At 33.7% G+C, this 22,135-nt stretch carries 20 protein-coding genes; 14 read left to right on the top strand and 6 right to left on the bottom strand.

Features of this window, described 5'->3' with window-relative positions:
- The first annotated feature begins 311 nt into the window (after positions 1-311).
- The 14 genes from ACZ0AH_RS16365 to nudK all read left to right on the top strand — a co-directional run bounded on the left by ACZ0AH_RS16365 (position 312) and on the right by nudK (position 16,125).
- Entirely contained in the window at positions 312-587 is a 276-nt protein-coding gene (locus tag ACZ0AH_RS16365) for a hypothetical protein (protein ID WP_463476866.1), read from the top strand.
- Positions 580-1,353 carry a DUF4129 domain-containing protein gene (locus ACZ0AH_RS16370; protein WP_463476867.1) on the top strand — a complete coding sequence of 258 codons (774 nt, stop codon included), beginning with the start codon at positions 580-582 and terminating at the stop codon, positions 1,351-1,353. The genes ACZ0AH_RS16365 and ACZ0AH_RS16370 overlap by 8 nt, the downstream gene beginning before the upstream one ends.
- On the top strand, positions 1,346-2,551 hold the full coding sequence (locus ACZ0AH_RS16375; RefSeq protein ID WP_463476868.1) for a DUF4350 domain-containing protein: 1,206 nt from the start codon (positions 1,346-1,348) through the stop codon (positions 2,549-2,551). The genes ACZ0AH_RS16370 and ACZ0AH_RS16375 overlap by 8 nt, the downstream gene beginning before the upstream one ends.
- A gap of 44 nt (positions 2,552-2,595) precedes the next feature.
- A complete protein-coding gene (locus tag ACZ0AH_RS16380; protein WP_463476869.1) occupies positions 2,596-3,609 on the top strand; it encodes an AAA family ATPase in 1,014 nt (337 codons plus the stop codon).
- Positions 3,610-3,693: 84 nt separating this feature from the next.
- On the top strand, positions 3,694-5,025 hold the full coding sequence (locus tag ACZ0AH_RS16385; RefSeq protein WP_463476870.1) for a DUF58 domain-containing protein: 1,332 nt from the start codon (positions 3,694-3,696) through the stop codon (positions 5,023-5,025).
- A gap of 118 nt (positions 5,026-5,143) precedes the next feature.
- Positions 5,144-6,229 carry a phosphoglyceromutase gene (locus tag ACZ0AH_RS16390; RefSeq protein WP_463476871.1) on the top strand — a complete coding sequence of 362 codons (1,086 nt, stop codon included), beginning with the start codon at positions 5,144-5,146 and terminating at the stop codon, positions 6,227-6,229.
- Between the two features lie 24 nt (positions 6,230-6,253).
- A complete protein-coding gene (locus ACZ0AH_RS16395; protein WP_463476872.1) occupies positions 6,254-7,186 on the top strand; it encodes a DUF2167 domain-containing protein in 933 nt (310 codons plus the stop codon).
- A gap of 202 nt (positions 7,187-7,388) precedes the next feature.
- Positions 7,389-8,180, top strand: a complete 792-nt coding sequence (locus ACZ0AH_RS16400) for a TrmH family RNA methyltransferase (protein ID WP_463476873.1) — start codon at positions 7,389-7,391, stop codon at positions 8,178-8,180.
- 16 nt (positions 8,181-8,196) lie between these two features.
- Entirely contained in the window at positions 8,197-9,735 is a 1,539-nt protein-coding gene (locus ACZ0AH_RS16405) for a serine hydrolase (protein WP_463476874.1), read from the top strand.
- 952 nt (positions 9,736-10,687) lie between these two features.
- Positions 10,688-12,910 carry a RelA/SpoT family protein gene (locus ACZ0AH_RS16410; protein ID WP_463476875.1) on the top strand — a complete coding sequence of 741 codons (2,223 nt, stop codon included), beginning with the start codon at positions 10,688-10,690 and terminating at the stop codon, positions 12,908-12,910.
- A 23-nt stretch (positions 12,911-12,933) separates the two neighbouring features.
- Entirely contained in the window at positions 12,934-13,476 is a 543-nt protein-coding gene (locus ACZ0AH_RS16415; protein ID WP_463476876.1) for a hypothetical protein, read from the top strand.
- Positions 13,477-13,660: 184 nt separating this feature from the next.
- Complete coding sequence (locus tag ACZ0AH_RS16420) at positions 13,661-14,119, top strand: Fur family transcriptional regulator (RefSeq protein WP_026981862.1); 459 nt, start codon at positions 13,661-13,663, stop codon at positions 14,117-14,119.
- A gap of 96 nt (positions 14,120-14,215) precedes the next feature.
- Complete coding sequence (locus ACZ0AH_RS16425) at positions 14,216-15,487, top strand: adenylosuccinate synthase (protein ID WP_463476877.1); 1,272 nt, start codon at positions 14,216-14,218, stop codon at positions 15,485-15,487.
- A gap of 56 nt (positions 15,488-15,543) precedes the next feature.
- Positions 15,544-16,125: a GDP-mannose pyrophosphatase NudK gene (gene nudK / locus ACZ0AH_RS16430; protein WP_463476878.1), complete on the top strand. Its 582-nt coding sequence runs from the start codon at positions 15,544-15,546 to the stop codon at positions 16,123-16,125.
- Between the two features lie 15 nt (positions 16,126-16,140).
- Here the strand turns inward: nudK and ACZ0AH_RS16435 are convergent, their stop codons facing one another.
- The 6 genes from ACZ0AH_RS16435 to cybH are packed head-to-tail and all read right to left on the bottom strand — an operon-like array spanning position 16,141 to position 22,120.
- Positions 16,141-16,860, bottom strand: coding sequence for an urease accessory protein UreH domain-containing protein (locus tag ACZ0AH_RS16435; protein WP_463476879.1), 720 nt, complete (start codon positions 16,858-16,860; stop codon positions 16,141-16,143).
- A 3-nt stretch (positions 16,861-16,863) separates the two neighbouring features.
- Complete coding sequence (gene hypD / locus ACZ0AH_RS16440; protein WP_463476880.1) at positions 16,864-17,940, bottom strand: hydrogenase formation protein HypD; 1,077 nt, start codon at positions 17,938-17,940, stop codon at positions 16,864-16,866.
- A 1-nt stretch (position 17,941) separates the two neighbouring features.
- Positions 17,942-18,568, bottom strand: coding sequence for an FKBP-type peptidyl-prolyl cis-trans isomerase (locus ACZ0AH_RS16445; protein WP_463476881.1), 627 nt, complete (start codon positions 18,566-18,568; stop codon positions 17,942-17,944).
- Positions 18,569-18,572: 4 nt separating this feature from the next.
- Complete coding sequence (gene hypF / locus ACZ0AH_RS16450; RefSeq protein WP_463476882.1) at positions 18,573-20,849, bottom strand: carbamoyltransferase HypF; 2,277 nt, start codon at positions 20,847-20,849, stop codon at positions 18,573-18,575.
- A 6-nt stretch (positions 20,850-20,855) separates the two neighbouring features.
- Entirely contained in the window at positions 20,856-21,365 is a 510-nt protein-coding gene (locus tag ACZ0AH_RS16455) for a HyaD/HybD family hydrogenase maturation endopeptidase (RefSeq protein WP_463476883.1), read from the bottom strand.
- Positions 21,362-22,120 (bottom strand): Ni/Fe-hydrogenase, b-type cytochrome subunit, encoded by a 759-nt coding sequence (gene cybH / locus ACZ0AH_RS16460; RefSeq protein ID WP_463476884.1) that lies wholly within the window; start codon positions 22,118-22,120, stop codon positions 21,362-21,364. Before cybH ends, ACZ0AH_RS16455 begins: the two co-directional genes overlap by 4 nt.
- Positions 22,121-22,135: the final 15 nt, after the last annotated feature.

Raw genomic sequence — 22,135 nt, forward strand, 5'->3', positions numbered from 1 at the left:
ATGATGTTCTAAAAATCTTTAGACAAAACATATGGAAAATAATAAAATTTGGGATCGGTTTAATATTTCTTGTCGTTCCTGTTTTAATTGTAGTTATAATTATAATATTTCTGCTGTGCTTTATTTTAGTAGGCTTTCCAATTTTGCTAATTGCGATACCAACTTTATTTACATGGTTAAATTTTAGTTTTTATATCTATCTAACCGAAGAAAAAGGTTTTTTTGAATCGTTAAAATATGCCTATTTTTTACTAAAAAAAGATTTCTGGTCCACCATTGGAAATACTTTTTTAATATTAATAATGATTCAGATGATACAAGGATCTATCACAATGTTTTTTTACTTTATCGGAATATTTTTCTTTTTTGTCAGCGCAACAGGAAACTCCAGTTTCGATGTAGCGCCATATGAAGCTTCTCCAATTCTGTCTGCTTTTATCACGCTTATATTTGTTTTATTGCTAACATTAAGCAATATTTTTAATAGCATAATTATGATAAACCAAGGAATTGCGTATTATAGTTTAGGAGCAGAAGATAAAATTTCGACGCAGGAAATTGAATTAATAGGAAACGATAATGAATAGATTTTTAATCCTTTTATCTTTTCTTTTATTCTTTGGTATTTTGCATGCTCAGGATTCTTCGGCTACAGCCGAACCTCCAAAAATAGCTGCCGTAAAATATACTGAGAAAGATATTCAAATTGATTCAACTACTGTTGAAGCTAAAACTTTTTCTAAAAATTTCAAAAAAAAATATACAGATCCAGAATTTGTATATGAACAAAAAGCGCCCGAAAAAAGTGCCTGGGATCATTTTAAAGAATGGCTGGCAAATTTACTGAGTCATATTTTTACATTCGAGAACACAAAATCATCGCTCAACTTTGTCGCAATCCTAATTAGGGTTTTGGCGGTTTTGATTATTATAATCGTAATTTATTTTATTGCAAAAGCTTTAATAAATAAAGAAGGCCAATGGATTTTTGGAAAAAATTCGAATAAAAGAACCGTTTATTATTCTGATATAGAAAAAAATATTCACCTTTTAGATTTCGAAAAACTAATAAAAGAAAGTATACTTTCCGGCGAAAAAAGAATCGCTATCCGATATTATTATCTTTGGTTATTAAAGATTATGGCGCAAAATAATTATATAGAATGGGATATCGAAAAAACCAATTCTGATTATTTGTATGAACTGCAAAGACCGGTTCATAAAGAAGAGTTTACTTATTTGTCTTATCTGTACAATTATATTTGGTACGGCGAATTTGATATTGACGAAAACACCTTCATAAAAGCCGAAAACCGATTTAAAAACGCCATAAAAATGTTTAGCAATGGATAAATCTGTCAAAATTTACATCGCTATTCTGGTTTTTGTTTTAGCCTTAATTTTAATAGCAGATCGCGATCAGGCAAAACCTGTCGATTGGCGACCAACCTATTCTGTCAATGATAAAATACCGTTTGGGTTATACATTTTTGATAAGGAAATTGGCAGTCTTTTCAAAAAACAAAAAATTGAAAGAATCCCGACCTTAACGCCTTATGAATATTTAGATTCAAAATATGATGAAGATACTTTAGTAGAAGATTATAAAATAAAAGGAACATTTTTAAATATCTCAGAACAAAATACGATCGATGACCAATCGATTAAAGAAATTTTTTATTTTGTATCACACGGAAATAATGCTTTTTTAAGCATGAAAACCTTTCCGAAAATTTTATTGGATAGTTTAAAAATACAAGTTGAGTCTAATTTTCTTCAAACAGAAAGCACTTCGCTTTGGCTGGCAAATAAAAAAGTAAGTTCTAAAAAGTATCTTTTTAAAGCACCACTAGAAGATTATTTTTCTAAAATTGATACTTTAAATACTACCGTTTTAGGCTATCAGGGAAATACTAAAAATCAGAAACATATCAACTTTATTAAAATTCCTTATAAAGGCGGTTATTTCTTTTTACATACTCAGCCTGTTGCTTTTACGAATTATAATTTGCTAAAAGACGATCATTATCAATATGCTGAAAATGTATTGTCTTACATACCAAAAGGCGGTATTTTCTGGTACACAAAAGGGCAAACCAGCGAATCGATTTCTGAGTCGCCATTGCGCTATATTTTTAGTCAGCCGGCATTAAAATGGGCCTGGTATTTCTTTTTAATCGGAATGTTGATTTTTATGGTTTTTAATGCCAAACGAAAACAACGAATAGTTCCAATATTGAAACCGTTGCCCAATTTAACCGTTGATTTTACCAAAACCATCGGGAATTTATATTATCAGGAAGGCGATCATGAGAATATCATCGATAAAAAAATCATTTATTTTCTGGAAAAAATTCGAACTGAATATTTGATTGATACCACGAAATTAGATGACGATTTTATCAAAAAAATGCATTATAAAACCGGAAAAGAGGAAAAGGATATTCGGGAACTTGTATTTTTGATAAACGAACACAGAAATAGTTATCACGGAAGCCTCGAAGAAGATTTAATCCGAATTAATAATGCTATTGAAAAGATTTTACATTAGATAAAAAACACAACCAAATTCAGTCAAAAGAAAACATACCAAAAATGGACGATATCAATACAACAGAAAACGAAATCACAAATGAAAATGTGAATTTTGAAACCAGAATAAATTTAGCGCCGCTTTTAGAAAGCATCAGTTCTATCAAAAAAGAATTGGAAACCGTGATTGTGGGACAACACAAAATGATCGATCAGCTTTTGGTTGCGATTTTGTCAAACGGACACGTTTTGCTTGAAGGTGTTCCGGGAGTTGCCAAAACGATTACAGCAAAATTATTATCTAAAACGTTGAATATTGGCTTTAGCCGAATTCAGTTTACGCCGGATTTAATGCCTTCGGATATTTTGGGAACTTCGATTTTTAACTTAAAAAGTTCAGAATTTGAATTCAAAAAAGGGCCAATTTTCTCTAATTTAATTTTAATTGATGAGATCAACCGTGCTCCTGCCAAAACGCAGGCCGCACTTTTTGAAGTTATGGAAGAACGCCAGATCACCATTGACGGATCTGCGTATCAGCTTGAAACTCCGTTTTTGGTAATTGCAACGCAAAATCCAATTGAGCAGGAAGGAACTTATCGTTTGCCGGAAGCGCAATTAGACCGTTTTTTATTCAAAATCACAATTGATTATCCAAAATTAAACGAAGAGATTTTAATCATTCAAAGAGAACATTTATTGCAGGATCACGGAAAGTTAGAAGCTATTAAAACCGTACTTTCCGGACAGGAAATCAAAGAATATCAAGCTTTAATCAAACAAATTAGAGTAGAACAAAATTTATTAGAATACATCGCCAGAATCGTGGTAAACACGCGCGAAAATGCCTTTTTATATTTAGGAGCTTCGCCACGTGCTTCAATCGCAATCCTGAATGCTGCAAAAGGTTTTGCTGCCATTCGCGGATGCGATTTTGTTACTCCGGAAGATATTAAGGAAGCTGCAATCCCGGTTTTGCAACACCGTGTTATTGTAGCGCCGGAACGTGAAATGGAAGGCATTACAAGCTCAGAAATCATTAAACAAATTATCGAAACGGTAGAAATACCAAGATAATTGTTAATGGTTAATTATTATGTTAATACTATATTAACCGAGAATTTGAAACTTGAAACTTGAAAAACCTGAAACTTTAAAACTGTGAAATTTATAAAAAGTCTATATCTAAACAACTTCTTTTTCTATGTGCTTTTGGGCATTATCGGAATGTTTGTTTGCGCTTTTATTTTTCCGAATTTATACAATGCTGTTTGGTTTATTGTTTTGGTTTTAGCAACATTTTTGGGGCTTGATGTCATGCTTTTATATTTTGCCAGAACAGGAATTGAAGCTGAAAGAATTGCACCGGAAAAACTCTCAAATGGTGATTTGAATCCGATAAATATCAAGATAAAAAATCGTTATACTTTTACGATTTCAGTTAAGATTATTGATGAAATTCCGTTCCAGTTTCAGGTACGGGATTTTAAAATCCTGAAAACAATTAAGGCTTCCGCCGAAAAAGAAATTGGATATGATTTGCGTCCAACAGAACGTGGAGAATATTTTTTTGGAAATCTAAATATCTACGTTTCTTCGCCTTTAAAATTAATTTCAAGAAGATTTGCTTTCGATAAAGATCAAATGGTTCCAACATATCCGTCGTATATTCAATTGAGGAAATATGATTTGCTGGCTTTTTCGAATAATTTATACCAATACGGAATCAAGAAAATCCGCCGAATTGGTCACACAATGGAGTTTGAACAAATTAAAGAATATGTTCAGGGTGATGATCTTAGAACTTTAAACTGGAAAGCTACGGCAAAGAAAAACGCTTTGATGGTGAACCAGTTTCAGGACGAAAAATCACAATCGGTTTATATGGCAATTGATAAGGGCCGCGTTATGCAAATGCCTTTTGACGGATTGAGTTTGCTGGATTATGCTATTAATTCGACTTTGGTTTTATCAAATGTAATTCTGAAAAAACAAGATAAAGCCGGAATTTTTGCTTTCTCTAAAAAAGTAGAAAACAGAGTTTTTGCAGAAAAAAGAGCTTCACAGATGCAAAAAATCCTTGAAACGTTATACAACATCAAAACTGACTTTTTCGAAAGTGATTACAGCCGATTGTATGTTGATATCAAGAAAAATATCAATCAGAGAAGTTTGATTATTTTGTACACCAACTTTGAAACAATGGATGGCCTAAATCGTCAATTGCCTTACTTAAAAGGAATTGCAAAAAGTCATTTATTAGTTGTTGTTTTCTTTAGCAATACAGAACTGAATGCGATCATCAACAAAAAAACAGATACGATTCAGGAAATTTACGATAAAGTAATTGCTGAAAAATTCATGTTCGAAAAACGACTAATCGCCAACGAACTCAAGAAATACGGAATATATTCTGTTTTAACACAGCCTGAAAACCTGACTTTGGATACCATTAATAAATATTTGGAAATTAAAGCGCGAGGAATTTTATAATTTTTATCTTCTATTAATTTATAGTTACATTACGTCATCACGTAAAAATCGATTAATTAAATTAAGTAGTTTTGAAACCAAATTCAAACGAATCAATGTAATTTCAAATTAATAAAAGATGAAAAAGTCAATTCTAATTCTGTTCATTTTATTAAGCTATAAATCTTTCGCACAAAAAACAGAAAACATCATTATCATAACTACAGATGGTTTTAGATGGCAGGAAATTTTCAAAGGAATAGATCCTGCAATTGCCAATGACAAAAAATTCAATCAGGGAGACAGCACTTATATCTACAAAAAATATTCGGGTTCTGATTTTGCAGCATCCCGTAAAAAAATCATGCCTTTTTTATGGACTGAAATTGCTGCAAAAGGGCAAATTTATGGCAATCGTGATCTCGGGAATAAAGTAGATGTATCGAATCCGTATTGGTTTAGTTATCCCGGATATAGCGAAATTATGACCGGAAATGTTGATGTTGCCGTTAATTCTAACGGTTACAAAGCGAATCCGAATGTGAATGTTTTGGAGTTTTTAAACCAACAATCAAAGTTAAAAGGAAAAGTTGCCGCTTTTGGCGCGTGGGATGCTTTTGATCGAATTTTAAATGAAGAAAGAAGTGGTTTTCCGGTAATTTCGGCTTTTGATAATGTTGGAGGAAATAAACCAACAGAAATTCAAAAACTATTAAATGAAATGCGTAATAATTCGTTTAAACCTTTTCATGAAGATGAATGTCTGGATGTTTTTACACATTTTGAAGCTTTAAATGAACTAAAAACCAAGAAACCAAAAGTACTATATATCGCTTACGGAGAAACGGATGAATGGGCGCATTCCGGACATTACAGATCGTATCTTGACGCTGCAAACCAAGTAGATAAATGGATTAACGAAATCTGGAATTTTGTTCAAAACGATCCGCAATACAAAAACAAAACAACACTTTTAATAACCGTTGATCACGGTCGCGGCGATAAAACAAAAACACAATGGACAGATCACGGTGCTGATATTGCAGGCGCATCACAAATTTGGTTTGCCGCAATTGGACCAGAAATTGCAGCAAAAGGCGAAATCAAAACAGAATCTCAATTGTACCAAAAACAAATTGCACAAACTATTGCCAAAATAATGGGATATACGTTTACAGCATCTCATCCTGTTGCGAACGAAATTTCAGAAATACTCCAAAAATAAATTAACCAAAACCAATCAATTCCAATGAAAAAAACATTACTATTTCTTTTATTATCTGTCGTTTTTATTCCCAAAATAATAGCGCAACAAACAGATACAATTGCGGCATATTATGACAAAATAGAAAAATCATTAAAATACGAATCAGGCAAAATCACTTTAACGGAAGGTGAAGGAATTTTAAACGTGCCTAAAGGATTTAAATTTCTCGATGCTGCACAAACACAGGACGTTTTATCCAATTTATGGGGAAATCCGGAAGATAAAACAGTTTTAGGATCACTTGTTCCTGACGGAAAAGGTGTTACAAACACCAATAGCTGGATGTTTGTAATTAGTTATCAAGGAGATGGTTTTGTAAAAGATGACGATGCCAGTGACATCGATTATGATGATTTGCTAAAAACCATGAAAGAAGATATGCAGACAGAAAATGTGGAAAGAAAAAAAGGCGGATATCCGGAAGTACAATTAGTGGGCTGGGCATCAAAACCTTATTATGATACTAATTTGAAGGTTTTGCATTGGGCAAAAGAATTAAAATTTGGTCAGGACGCAACAAATACTTTAAATTATGATTTAAGAGTTTTAGGCCGAAAAGGAATGTATAATATTTCTGCAGTTGCATCAATGAGCGAGCTTGCAGAAGTAAAAGCAAGTATTCCGGGAATATTAAAAAGTGTTGAATTTAACGACGGGCACAAATATTTAGACTTTGATGCTGATACTGATACGGTTGCAGCTTGGACAATTGGCGGATTAGTTGCCGGAAAAGTTTTGGCAAAAGTAGGTTTCTTTGCTATTATTGCTAAATTTGGTAAAATCATATTTTTGGCAATTGCAGCAGGTTTCGCAGCCTTTAAGAAATTCTTATTCGGTAAAAAAGATCAGGTGGTATCAAAACCTCAGGAAGAAGAAACGGCACTTTTAGAAGAAAATAACTCTACAGAGGAATAGTTTTTTTTGCCACGAATTACATGAATTTTCACGAATCAGTTTGCTTCAATGCAAATAAAAATTAGTGTACATTCGTGTAATTCGTGGCAAACTTTTTTTGTCTCATTTTGTTTCCTAAATACCTACAAGGTTTTGAAAACCTTGCAGGAAGAAAAAAACCTCAGTATCTTAGCACCTTAGAAACTCAGTACCTTCAAAAAGAATGAAACAAATCACTTCGATCCAAAATCCGTTTATAAAATCACTCGTTTTACTGCAGGAAAAGGCAAAAGCCCGAAAACAAACCGGAACATTTTTGATTGAAGGATTACGCGAAATTTCATTAGCCATAAAAGGCAGTTACGAAATAGAAACCGTTTTATTTTTACCCGAATTGGTTACTGAAAATCAGATCAATAAATTGGTAAACACGCCCGTTTCATTAATCGAAATTAATAAAGAAGTTTATCAAAAACTAGCCTATCGCGATACCACCGAAGGAATTTTGGCTATAGCCAAAACAAAATCGATGTTGTTATCTGATTTAAAATTATCTGATAATCCGCTGATTATTGTGGCTGAAGCTCCTGAAAAACCGGGAAATATTGGCGCACTTTTGCGTACTGCCGATGCTGCAAATCTAGACGCCGTATTGATCGCCAACCCAAAAAGTGATTTATACAACCCCAATATTGTGCGTTCCAGCGTTGGCTGTTTGTTTACGAACCAAATTGCTACGGGAACTACTGCCGAAATCATTGCTTTTTTGAAAGAAAAAAAGATTGATTTTTACTGCGCTACATTACAAAATTCAACATCTTATCATACACAAGACTTTACTACTCCAACTGCTTTGGTTGTGGGCACAGAAGCTACAGGCTTAACGCAGGATTGGCGTGATGCCGCAACCCAAAATATTATAATTCCGATGCAGGGCGAAATCGACAGTATGAATGTTTCGGTTGCAGCGGCTATTTTAATTTTTGAAGCCAAACGTCAAAGAGGATTTAATTAATTAAAAATTATAAGTTATGAATTATAAGTTATTCGCATTACTATTTCTTTTAGGTTTTACAGCTTCTGCTCAAATCACGAATCAGGAAGTAGATGAACTGGTAAATCGCACGATAAAAGCCTTTGATGTTCCCGGAATTGCAGTTGCGATTGTAAAAGACGGAAAAGTAGTCCTTGCAAAAGGTTATGGCGTAAAATCGATAACCACACAGCAAAAAGTAGATGCGAATACCCTTTTCGGAATTGCTTCAAACAGTAAAGCTTTTACAACTGCGGCTCTGGCCATGTTAGTTGATGAAGGTAAAATAAAATGGGACGATAAAGTGACAAAATACCTGCCGGATTTTAAAATGTCTGACGATTATGTAACTCGTGAATTTACGATCCGTGATTTATTAACGCACAGAAGCGGACTTGGACTTGGTGCCGGAGATTTGATGATCTGGCCTGACGGAAGCGATTTTAAAGCACAAGATATCGTTCATAATTTACGTTATTTAAAACCCGTTTCAAGCTTTAGAACGAAATACGATTATGACAATTTAATGTACATTATTGCAGGCGAAATCGTGCATGTGGTGAGCGGTAAAACCTGGGCTGATTTTGTTGAAGAACGCATCATGAAACCGTTAGAAATGAACAATAGTGTGGCTTCGGTAAAACGTTTAAAAGATACTACAAACGTAATCACGCCGCACGTTCCGATTGATGGAAAACTGAAAACGATAAAACGTTACGAAAATCAGCTTTTTGATGGAGCTGCCGGAATTTATTCAAGTGTAAATGATTTGAGTAAATGGGCAATTCTACAAATCAATAATGGTAAATATGGCGATAATAAACAGTTGTTTTCTGAGAAAGAACATGATGAAATGTGGCAATTGCAAACGATTATTCCGGCGAAAACAAGACCTCCGTACAATACGCATTTTTCAGGTTATGGTTTAGGTTGGTTTTTAGCCGATGTAAAAGGATACAAACAAGTTTCGCATACAGGCGGATTAGAAGGAAATGTAACACAGACTACTTTAATTCCGGAATTAGGTTTAGGAATTATTGTCCTTACAAATCAACAATCCGGAGCGGCATTTAGTGCGATTACAAATACGATAAAAGACAGTTATTTAGGCGTTAAATCAGAGGATTATGTAACGGTTTACAGCAACCGAATGAAAGCTAATGAAGAATCTGCTGATAAAGTGACCGATGAAGTTTGGGCAACTGTTGCAAAAAATAAAAAGGACAAATTAAAAATTGATTTCTCGAAAATTACAGGAACTTACAAAGACAATTGGTTTGGTGAAGTTACGATTACAGAGAAAAAAGGAAGAGCTTATTTTGCTTCAAAACGTTCTACACAACTTGTTGGTGAAGTCTTTTTTTATAAAGATGGAAATTATGTTGTAAAATGGAATAACGCTTTTTTTCATGCTGATGCACACTTACTTTTCAAATATGATGAAAGCGGAAAAGTTGTGAACTTAAAAATGCTTCCTATCTCTGAATTGACTGATTTTAGTTATGATTTTCAGGATTTGGATTTTTCGAAGGAGTAATTTTTTAGTTTCAAGTTTCAAGTTTCAAGTTTCAGGTTTCAGGTTCCGGTTTCAGGTTTCAGGTTGAAAACCGATATTCATTTCTGAAAATTTTCTATTTCAATTATAGCCCACAGTTTCAACCGTGGGATACGCATCGTGAATACATAAACGTTCCAACGGTTGAAACCGTGGGCTATGCTTATAACGTGTATTTCTATTTTCAATTTGTGTCAAAATATTAGTTTGATTTAGTTTATTCGGCATCGCTTGATTTTTCTTATATCAAAAAGATAAGATTGTGTGTTTCTATAACAAACTTTGAAAAAAGACAAACATAAACAATAGTCTATATAGTCGCTACGGGCAATGTCATTAAGTTAAGCTTTTAGAGAATAAAATTAATCTCGCAAAGGCGCTAAGACGCAAAGTTTAAGCACAATATTGTCATTTCGACGGAGGAGAAATCACACTCGCTGATCAACAAAGATTGGCTATATTCTTTGCGGAGTTTCTAGTGTGATTTCTCCTCCGTCGAAATGACAAATCTTTGCGATTTCGCATGAGATTTATTCGCCCTAACATTATTATTTTTCTTAACTTAATGACATTGCGCTACGGGGCATTCTTCTGGAGGCGCTTATTTTTTTCTAAAGAGTAAATTTTATTCAGGTTTAATTGCGGCTCGAAATCGAGTCCGTTCGCTCGCGAGAGGGATAGGAGTAAGCTACCGAAGTAGCATGGATAGCCCGACAGCATCCCGATAAGAGGGCGTATATGCGCAAACTACTTTTGCCCTCTTATCGGGATGGTGGCTCGCCCAAAGTATGGTCTTCTTAATTTAGATAAATGACAATCTAAAAAATAAGAAATATCTTCTAAAAATTTTAAAGCCTAAAATCACAAATCAACAATGGATTCCCTTGCGTATGTTTAAACTTATTGCTATTTTTAGTACTTGAACTATGCCGTTATGATAGAAATAGATATTGAAAAAGAAAATAAAGCGATTGCGCAGGAATACAAAGAATTACTTCGAATTAGTTATCAGACTTTAAGTCCTACTGACAAAAAATTGATCCGGAAAGCTTTTGATGTTGCGGTTGATGCTCATAAGGAGCAAAGACGCAAATCTGGTGAGGCGTATATCTTTCATCCTATTGCAGTTGCGAAAATTGTGGCTTCTGAAATTGGTTTGGGAGCGACTTCTATTGCTGCGGCTTTATTGCATGATGTTGTCGAAGATACGCCTGTTACGGTTGAAGATATTGAGCGATTATTTAATCCGAAAGTGGCCCAATTGGTTGAAGGTTTAACCAAAATTTCATTGGTTCAGAAAGATTTAAATGCTTCGATGCAGGCCGAGAATTTCAGAAAAATGATCCTGACTCTGAACGATGACGTTCGTGTTATTTTGATAAAATTGGCGGATCGCTTGCACAATATGCAAACTATGGATTCGATGGCGGAATATAAACAAACCAAAATCGCTTCGGAAACGCTTTATATTTATGCGCCTCTCGCCCATCGTTTGGGACTTTATAATATTAAAACTAAACTGGAAGATTTAGGTTTAAAATATACAGAACCTGCTGTTTACAATGATATTGTAAGCAAAATTAGAGAAACTAAAGAAGAACAGGATGCTTATATCAAAGATATTTCGGATGTTTTGAAGAAGTCTTTGGATTTAGAAAATATCGATTATATTATAAAAGGGCGTCCGAAATCTATTTATTCGATTCGTCGAAAAATGCGTGCTCAAAATGTGAGTTTTGATGAAGTTTACGACAAATTTGCTCTTAGAATTGTCTATAAATCAGATCCTCATGATGAGAAATTTGTGGCCTGGAAAATATATTCTATCGTTACAGATCATTACAGACCGAGTCCGAGTCGTTTGCGTGACTGGATTTCATCTCCAAAATCAACCGGATATGAAGCTTTGCACATTACGGTTATGGGACCAAAAGGCCGCTGGGTTGAAGTTCAGGTTCGAAGCGAACGTATGGATGAAATTGCCGAAAAAGGGTACGCAGCACATTACAAATACAAAAACGGCGCAACTGAAGAAAGCGGTCTTGACGTTTGGTTGAATTTGCTTCGCGAAGCGCTGGAAAATCAGGAAACGAACGCGGTTGATTTTGTTGAAGATTTTAAGATGAATTTATATTCAAAAGAAATCTTTGTCTTTACGCCAAAAGGAGAAATAAAATCGCTGCCAAAAGGTGCGACTTCACTTGACTTTGCGTTTAGCATTCACTCTGAAATTGGAATTAAAACCAGAGGAACCCGTGTAAACGGACGTTTGGTTCCGCTGAATCATGAGCTTAAAAGTGGCGATCAGGTTGAAGTTATTACATCGGCAAACCAGAAACCAACGGTAAACTGGCTGGAATATGTAACGACTTCGAGAGCAAAAAATAAAATCAAAAATGTTCTTAACGAGAACACTAAAAAAATTGCCGAAGAAGGAAAAGAATTGCTTACACGAAAACTGAAGCATTTAAAAATTACGATTAGTGAACAGGTTATCAACGAATTGGTAAACTTTTTTAAACTAAAAACAAGTTTAGATTTATTTTACAGAGTTGGAATTGGCGCGATCGAAAATCAGCAATTAAAAGATTACGCAGCTCAAAAAGGAAATACGATTATCAATTTCTTTAAAAATAAAATTAAAAGAAATAAAGATACAACTGCCGCCGATGATATTCATAAACCTGTAATTAGCAGTAATTATGATATGCTGGTTTTTGGGACTGAACATGATAAACTTGATTACAAACTTTCGCAATGCTGTAACCCAATTCCGGGTGATGATGTTTTTGGATTTGTAACCATTAATGAAGGAATTAAAGTTCATAAAAAAGACTGTCCAAACGCGATTGGTATGCAATCAAATTATGCCTATCGCATTATGAGCGCGAAATGGATTGACTCGTCTCAGGAAGAATTCAAGGCCATTATCAACATTACCGGAATGGATGTTTTAGGTCTTACAAATCAGTTGACAAAAGTGATTTCGAACAATATGAGCGTAAATATTCAGAGTATTTCTTTGAGTACTGACGCTGGGATTTTTCACGGTCAGATTGCGGTTATTGTAAAAAATAATACGATTTTGAAAAAGATGATCAACGCAATTAAAAAAGTGGATGGAGTTGATAAAGTGACGCGTGAATACAGAACCTAAATTTTTTTCTTTTAAAAAATATTATGAAAACAGATTCTTTAGAAATTCCTAAAATACATTTTGATGAAAATGGCGAACTTTTAATTGTTGCTTCGGATTCTTCTTCAAAAGAGGATTTTGATTTTTTTCAGGGAAAATCTGTTATTCGGAACAAAAAATTAAAAACAAGATTTGCAAATTGTACGGAATGGATTGAATTTCCTTCGACTCAGGAAATGTATAAAATCCTGAACGGAATTGGAAATATCGATAATTTTCTCGCCACTTTTGACGGAGAACCTTTTGAAGGAATGACAGTTCGTCTTTTTAATCCGAAAACAAAATTGTGGAGCATTTATTGGGCAGATTCAAATACCGGAATTTTAGATAAACCAGTTGTTGGTTCCTTTGAAAACAAAATTGGACATTTTTTCTCTAAAGATATTTTTGAAGGCAAAAATGTAATACAGGTATTTCGATGGGACGCACGTGATGAAAACAATCCGGTTTGGAGTCAGGCAATGTCTGATGACAAAGGAAAAACCTGGGAATGGAACTGGTATATGTACATGTCTAAAACTAAATAATAATTTGTTAGTTTTTTCATAAATAAAAATAAATATGTTAATTAACTTTTTTTGGATTTCATAAAATTTATCGTTGTAAAAGCCTGTATTTGATGCGTTGTTACTGATCAAATAGAGATTTGAACGTTAAACTTTAAACCCGAAACTTTTATTCATTAAAAATAAAAATTTATCTTTGCCGGATATGACACTCATTTCAACTGACAACACTAAGAATCAAGAAATTGTAAAAAATGTTTTTACAATGTATCTTGAGCAAAAAGGGCATCGCAAAACTCCTGAGCGTTATGCTATACTTCAGGAAATTTACGATAGCGAAGAGCATTTTGATATAGAAAACTTATACATCAAAATGAAAAACAAAAACTATCGTGTGAGTAGGGCTACATTATACAACACGATCGAGTTATTGTTAGACTGCGCTTTGGTTAGAAAACATCAATTTGGGCAAAATCAGGCTTACTACGAAAAATCGTATTTTGATAAACAGCACGATCACATTATCATGACTGATTCTGGTGAAGTAATCGAATTTTGCGACCCAAGAATTCAAACCATCAAAAAAACAATCGAAGAAATATTTGATATCGAAATTACGAATCATTCACTTTATTTCTACGGAAACAAAAAGCAAAAACAATAATCCACAGAAAGGAATTATTCAAAAAATAAAAAAAAGAAAATTAACTACATTAATCAGTAGGGCAACTTAAATTGCCTCAACGCAAATTAAAACAGAATGACCGTAGATTTATTACTAGGATTACAATGGGGAGATGAAGGTAAAGGGAAAATTGTTGACGTTCTTACCTCTAATTATGATATTATTGCACGTTTTCAAGGAGGACCAAACGCAGGACATACATTAGAATTTGACGGAATTAAACATGTACTTAGAACCATTCCTTCTGGAATTTTTCATAAAAATTCAATAAACATCATTGGAAATGGTGTTGTAATAGATCCGGTAGTTTTTCAAAAAGAAATTGAAGGTTTAGCAAAATTCAACATTGATATCAAAAGCAAATTGATCATTTCGAGAAAAGCACATTTAATTTTACCAACACACCGTTTATTGGATGCGGCTTCTGAAGCTTCAAAAGGGAAAGCAAAAATTGGTTCTACATTAAAAGGAATTGGACCAACTTATATGGACAAAACCGGTAGAAATGGATTGCGTGTTGGAGATATCGAATTAGAAGATTTCAAAGAAAGATACAGAGCTTTAGCTGACAAACATGAAGCTATGATCGCTTTTTATGATGTGGCTATTCAATATAACTTAGAAGAACTTGAAAAAGAGTTTTTTGAAGCTATTGAAGAATTAAAAAAATTAGATTTTATTGATAGTGAAGAATATATGTACCAGGCTCAAAAAGCGGGTAAATCTATTTTATGCGAAGGTGCTCAGGGATCTTTATTAGATGTTGATTTTGGAACTTATCCTTTCGTAACCTCATCAAATACTACTGCTGCCGGAGCTTGTACTGGTTTAGGAATTGCTCCTAATAAAATTAAAGAAGTTTACGGAATTTTTAAAGCGTATGTTACCCGTGTTGGCAGTGGCCCATTCCCAACTGAACTTTTTGACGAAGTTGGTGCTACAATGGCAAGAGTTGGTAACGAATTTGGATCTGTTACAGGAAGACAAAGACGTTGTGGATGGTTAGACCTTGTAGCTTTAAAATATGCAGTTCAGGTAAATGGAGTAACACAATTAATGATGATGAAAGGTGATGTTCTTTCAGGATTCGAAACTTTAAAAGTGTGTACAGAGTATAATTATAAAGGACAAAACATTTCTCACTTTCCTTATAACATCGAGCCGGAAAATGTGACTCCAATTTATAAAGAATTTAAAGGATGGCAAGCTGACTTAACAGGATTGACTACTTATGATCAATTGCCAATCGAGCTAAAAGAATATATTGAGTTTATTGAAACTGAAGTTGGAGTGCCAATTAAGATTGTATCTGTTGGACCAGACAGAAAGCAAACAATAACAAAATAACACATTTAAACGCTCTGATAACCAGAGCGTTTTTTTTATACAAACTATTTCTAATTATGAAAAATCCAGAAATTAAAGTTACCGAAACTAAGTTATTATCAGATAATTGGTATATACTAAAGAAAGTGACTTTTGATTACCAAAAGAAAGATGGCAAAGTAGAATCACATATTCGTGAAGTATACGACCGAGGAAACGGTGCAGCTATTTTATTGTATAATTCATCTAAAAAAACAGTAATCCTAACGAGACAATTTCGTTTACCAACTTACCTCAACGGGAATAAAACCGGAATGATGATCGAAGTTTGCGCGGGACTTTTAGACCAGGATAATCCTGAGCAAGCTGTTATTCGCGAAACCGAAGAAGAAACAGGTTACCGTTTAAGCAAAGTTCAAAAAGTGATAGAAACCTATATGTCTCCGGGATCTGTAACAGAAATTCTGTATCTATTTGTGGGTGAATATGATACCACCATGAAAGTAAATGATGGCGGCGGACTTGACGCTGAACAGGAAAATATCGAAGTGCTGGAATATACTTTTGATGAAGCTTATGCGATGATTGAATCTGGTGAAATTACCGATGCAAAAACGATTATGTTATTGCAGCACGCTAAGATAAAAGGGGTGATTTAGTGCTCTTTAAAAATCTTATTTAAAGAAATTCTCATACACTACTTTTAATCCGTAAACGATACAAAGCAAAGAAGAAATTATAATTAAAGCATATTGTAATTTTTGAGATTTAAGTACATTTTTGGCAAAGGGAATACTGAATATTCCTGATGCCAAAAACATCCCGATAATGGATCCTAAACCAAAAATCAGGATATACAGTAATCCTTCTAAAACTGTTTTCATCTGAGAAATTACCAGAACGACTAAAGCGCCGCTTCCTGCTAATCCGTGAACGAGCCCTACTCCAAATGCAGCTTTATATCCTTTTGACTCATCCGGATGTTCGTGCTGAAATATATCTATGGGATGTGAATGTGTGTAGGTATGCGAATGCAAATGGGTGTGCGTAATTCCGTTGCTGTGTGTATGCGCATGAGAATGTGAATAGGTATGTGTGTGCGTGTTTTTCTTAAACAATTTCAGTAAACGATAAATTCCTAATAGAATTAGCATTATACCAACGATTCCTTCCAGATAACTAAAAATGTATTCATTTATAACTACCTTAAAACCAATCATAACAACTCCAATTACAAAGATTGTAAAGGTGTGACCAATTCCCCAGTATAAACCGTCTTTAGCCGCTTGTTTAATGTTATTTCTATTTGTTGCTAAACTATTAACGGCCAACAAATGATCTGCTTCAAAAGCATGTTCTAATCCGGCATAAATTGTTATTACAATTCCAATCATAATTTATTGATAATTATGATACGCTGCACAGGCGCCTTCAGAGGAAACCATTGGCGCGCCTAAGGGATTGGAAGGTTTGCACTTTTTACCAAATTCAGGGCATTGGTTTGGCTTTTTGGTTCCTCTCAAAATTTCGCCAGCAATACAATTTTTATCTGCTTTTTCATTGGATATCTGAATCGAAAATCGGGAACTGGCGTCGTACTTTTTATAATTTTCTCTCATTACAAGTCCGCTATTTTTAATTTTACCAATACTTCTCCATTCCTGATCTCCTATGGTAAAAACGGTATTGACAACCTCTTTTGCTTTTGTATTTCCTTCTTCTTTTACCAATCTCGCATATTGATTTTCTACTTCAAATTTTCCTGCTTCTAATTGTAATACAGCATGATAAATAGCTTGCAACATATCAACAGGTTCAAATCCCGATATTACAATTGGAATTTTATATTTTGCTGAAATCGGGTAATATTCTTCGAGTCCCATTATGGTACAAACGTGTCCCGCACCCAAAAATGCATTGATCGTACAAAACTCATCTGCCAAAATGGTTTCCATTGCCGGAGGAACCAAAACATGTGATACTAATAAACTAAAATTATTCAGATCTAATTTCTCAGCATGCAGAACGGATAAAGCGATACTTGGCGCAGTAGTCTCAAAACCAACGGCAAAAAAGACAATTTCTCTGTCAGGATTTTTTGCTGCTATGTTTACGGCTTCTAAAGGCGAGTATAAAATACGCAAATCACCGCCTTCTGCCTTAGCCTGCAAAAGACTTTTAGAAGATCCGGGAACGCGCGTCATATCTCCAAATGAGCATAGAATTACACCTTGTTTCATTAATTCAATCGCCTTGTCGATTAACGAAATTGGCGTAACACAAACCGGACAGCCCGGACCATGAATCATTCTGATTTTAGAAGGCAGCAAATCCAGCAATCCATTTTTGACTAATGAGTGTGTTTGTCCGCCGCAAATCTCCATAATGTTCCATTGCTTTGTGGTAACTTTATGCAATTCAGCAATGTAATGTTTGGCTAATTCAGGGTTTCTATACTCAGAAAGGTATTTCATCTTAAACGATATTTAAAAGTTCAATTATAAAAACCAAAGTTGAATTGGGCTGAATCATTGGAGGTGCACCAATATGACCGTATGCTAAATCATGCGGAATATAAGCTTTCCAGCGAGAACCTTTGGGCATTAACTGCAAGACTTCCTGCCAGCCTGTTAAGGTTTGTACAACTTTCATTTTTTGAGGTCCCGTTTCTTTAGTCGAATCAAAAACATCTTTATTCAGCAAATAACCTTCGTAAATAACATTTATAGTATCTGTAATTTTAGGAACTTCGCCTTTTCCTTCTACCAAAACTTCATATTGCAAACCACTTGCAAGTGTAATAATTCCTTCTTTTTTAGCATTTTTTTCTAAAAAGGCTTTTCCAATTTCAGCATTTTTAACCTTTAACTCTTCTTGTAAAAGCGCTACATAATTATTGAAAATTTCAATGGAACGTTTAGGAGAAATTTTTGAACCAGATTTATCAAATACACTTTGCATTCCGTCAATAAAATCTTCGTATTTAATTTCTTCAAAGCCAATATCTTTAAGACTTAACGCCATAACCACTCCCGCTGAATAGGAAATTTTATCTTTCTCTTCGGTTTTACCAACATGACCTAATAATTCTAAAATATCCATAATTTTATTTTTTGATGTGTAAATAATAATTGAGTTGCCCGTATGAAATATTCTCATCATTTGGAGAAATTATTTCATGGAAATGAAATTTATATTCTGGATCTAAATGATCAATAATCAAATCAATCAGAACTGAATTCTGAAAAACACCTCCGCTAAAGGCCAATTCTTTTGAGTTTGAAAATTTTGCCACTTTATCAATACATTTAATTAAAGTGTAATGGAAATTAAGCGCGATACTTTCACTTTTTATATTTTTTTGAAGCGCTTCTGTAATTTGCAATAGAATTTTTCTAGTCGGAATTATGTTCGTAATTATTTCATTTTCTAAATAATCTTCTAACTCTAAATTAGGTTCCTGATACCCTTTTTGAGCTAAATTTTCAAGATATAAACTTGCTTCTCCTTCAAACAAAATACTATTCTTAAAACCCAGCGTAAAAGCAACTGCATCAAATAATCGTCCCATTGACGATGTTTTTATTCTCGCGAGTTCAATTTCTTTGGTGTAAATTTTTAATTCATTTTCATTGAAAGAACTTTGAAAAAAAACATTGTTATCGCTGATAGAAAGTGCCGATATTTTTGGATTTACAGACATTTTATCGCCTAAAATCCAGGAGTAATAATCTAAATGAGCAATTCTGTTTATTTTGTTGTTATCGTAAATAAAGAATTCTCCTCCACGAATTTCTGTTTCGTTTTCAAAACCATTTCCGTCCCAGATAATGCCCAAAATATTATTCTGTTCCCATAAATTTTTCTCTCCTAAAATTGCTGCAAAATGTGCTTTATGATGTTGGACTTTTAAAATTTCATAACTATTACAAGAAAGAAGTTTAATCATCTGATTGTTTTGATAATTTGGATATTTATCGCAAACCATAATCTCCGGCACAAAATCAAAAATTTGGAGATAGCTTTTTATTTTTTCTTCAAATCGATTATAAGTATCATAATTGCTTAAATCGCCCATATATTCGCTTACATAACATTGATTATTGGGACTGATTGTAATGGTATTTTTTAAATTTGATCCTAAACAAAGTATTTTTTGATTGTTGCCTTTTGAAAAATCTGCGCTAAAATTAGGTGCAAAACCTCTTGATCTTCTTAAGATTATTTTTGCTTTATTTTTTTCGGAAAACTTAATTACGGTATCGTCTTGCGAATGTTGAATTACTAAATTATGATGTAGAAAAAAGTCAGCTATCGTATTTAAAAAAGAAACTGCTTCTTTTTCATTTGCACATATTGGCGATCCATGAAAATTACCACTAGTTGCGATTAATGGTTTATTAAAAACTTGCGAGATTAATTGCAAAATCCCCGAATTTGGCAGCATCGCTCCAATTGTGTTACTATTTGGATTAATCCTGTTAATCGCTAAATTTCCTCGGTTTTTTAAGTTTAAAATGACAATAGGCGCTTCCGGAGATTTCAGCTGCTTTTCCTCGATTTCACTAATAGATAAATGGTTCGCTATTTGATTGAAATTTGGAAATAAAACTGCAAAAGGCTTTGTTGGACGTTTTTTTCTGTCTCTTAATTCTTTTACAGCTTTTGAATTTGTAGCGTCACATAGCAATATATAACCTGAAATATTTTTTACGGCTACAATCTTTCCTTCACTTAATTTCTTTGAAATGAGTTTGAATATTTGCTCATTTGTTCCTTCAATTTTTTGATTTTCCTGATCGGCAAAAACAATCTGAACTCCGCAATTGGGACATGAATTTGTCTGTGAATGAAAACGAATATCCTTTGGATTGCTATATTCTTTGAGACAATCTTTGCACATTTCAAATTGATTCATGCTGGTATTTTCTCTTTCAAAAGGAAATTTTATCGTAATGGAATAACGAGGACCACATTGTGTGCAGGTAGTAAAAGGATAAAAATAACGTTTGTTTTTAGGATATGTAATTTCTCTTTTACAGCTTTCGCAAATCGCAAAATCAGGAGTTAAAGGCAAGTTTGCCGAAGTGTTTTTTGCTGTTTGTTTTATATAAAAGGTTTGAAAATCTTCCTCTTCAAATTCTTCAAAAATTTCAGAAATTTCAATGTCCGTTATTTTACCATTTTTCGGGCATCTTTTTTCTATTTCTTTATAAAATTCTGAAACCCTTTCAGTTGCTCCTTTTACGATTACAATTACTCCAAATTCATTATTAGAAACGTAACCCTTCAATTTAAATTCAGCAGCTAAATTATAAATGAAAGGACGAAAACCTACACCTTGTACACGTCCGGAAATGATTATTTGAAAAGAATTGCTCAATACTTTTTAATTAAAATTATCAATTAACCGAATGATTTTATCTGTCACTTCTTTTATTGCAGCATCCACTTTTGGAGAAAGTTTCATACACATGGGTTCCATTTTAGAGATCGTAATCGTATACAAATAAATTTCAGGCATCGTATCGAGCATGGTTAAAATTTCTACCATGTCTTTTAATCCAAAATTATGACCGCTTAAAGAAATAGGAAAGTCGTTAGAAAATTTAGGTTTTAAAAGAGCGATAGTTCCCTCTTCTTTTCCATCGATTGTTGCATCGACAATAATCACTTTTCTGTGATTTTCGATATAAGGAATTAAAGTAAAGCCTCCCGTTCCTCCGTCTATAAAAGAAATATTATCGGGAAAATCAGATTCCTGAATTCTATTAATAAAGTGAACACCAACTCCTTCATCTCCCATTAGATAATTTCCAATACCAAGTACCAGGATTTCGTTTCCATTCGAATGAAATTCATCTAATTTAACTTCTGTATGAAATTTTTCTGTGATCATTTTTTCTGCTTTACAACTTTTTGTTCCTGATCTTCCATTTCTATTTCTTTAGCGGTTTCTTCTTTTTTAACTCTTTCTGCATGAACAAACTTATACCCGCTAACCATAGCCGAAACTTCTCCTCGTCCTTCTAACCAATCGTGGAAAAAAACCAGATAAATGTGTACAATTGCAAACAAAATAAAAGTCCAGGTAGTAAAATGATGAATGATTCTGACATTAAAATCCCCGCCTAAAAGATCCGTAACCCAGCCAAACATCTTTGGTAAAAACCAAGTCGAAGCCGGAGCATATAAAGCAAATCCTGTTGCTATCATAACAAGCGCCATCAAAAACATGACTAGATAAGAAGCTGCCGCAACACTATTATGCCCAACAACAGCATTGGGCGGAATATTGCCTTTTTCGTTTTGTAAAAAAATATCATATTTAATTACATGCCACATTCTTCCGAAGCCTTCTTTTTTGAAGGGAAAAAACACTTTCCAATTGGCGTATTTATTTCCTTTAAAGGCAAAATAAACCCTCAAAATAAAGACAGCCAAAAACAGATAGGCTGATATAAAATGAATTTCCCGGATGTATCCAAACCAAAATTGTCCTGAAGCTTCTTTATTCGATATTATCCCGGGCGGATTTGCAATAATAAATCCTGTAATAACCAGTACTGTGATGGATAAAGCATTTACCCAATGAAAAATTCGTATGGGTAATTCCCAAATGTAGGCTCTTTTATAATCGCTAGTTTGTGGCATAACCTATTGTTGAAT

The organism is Flavobacterium sp. AC105 (assembly GCF_979258495.1).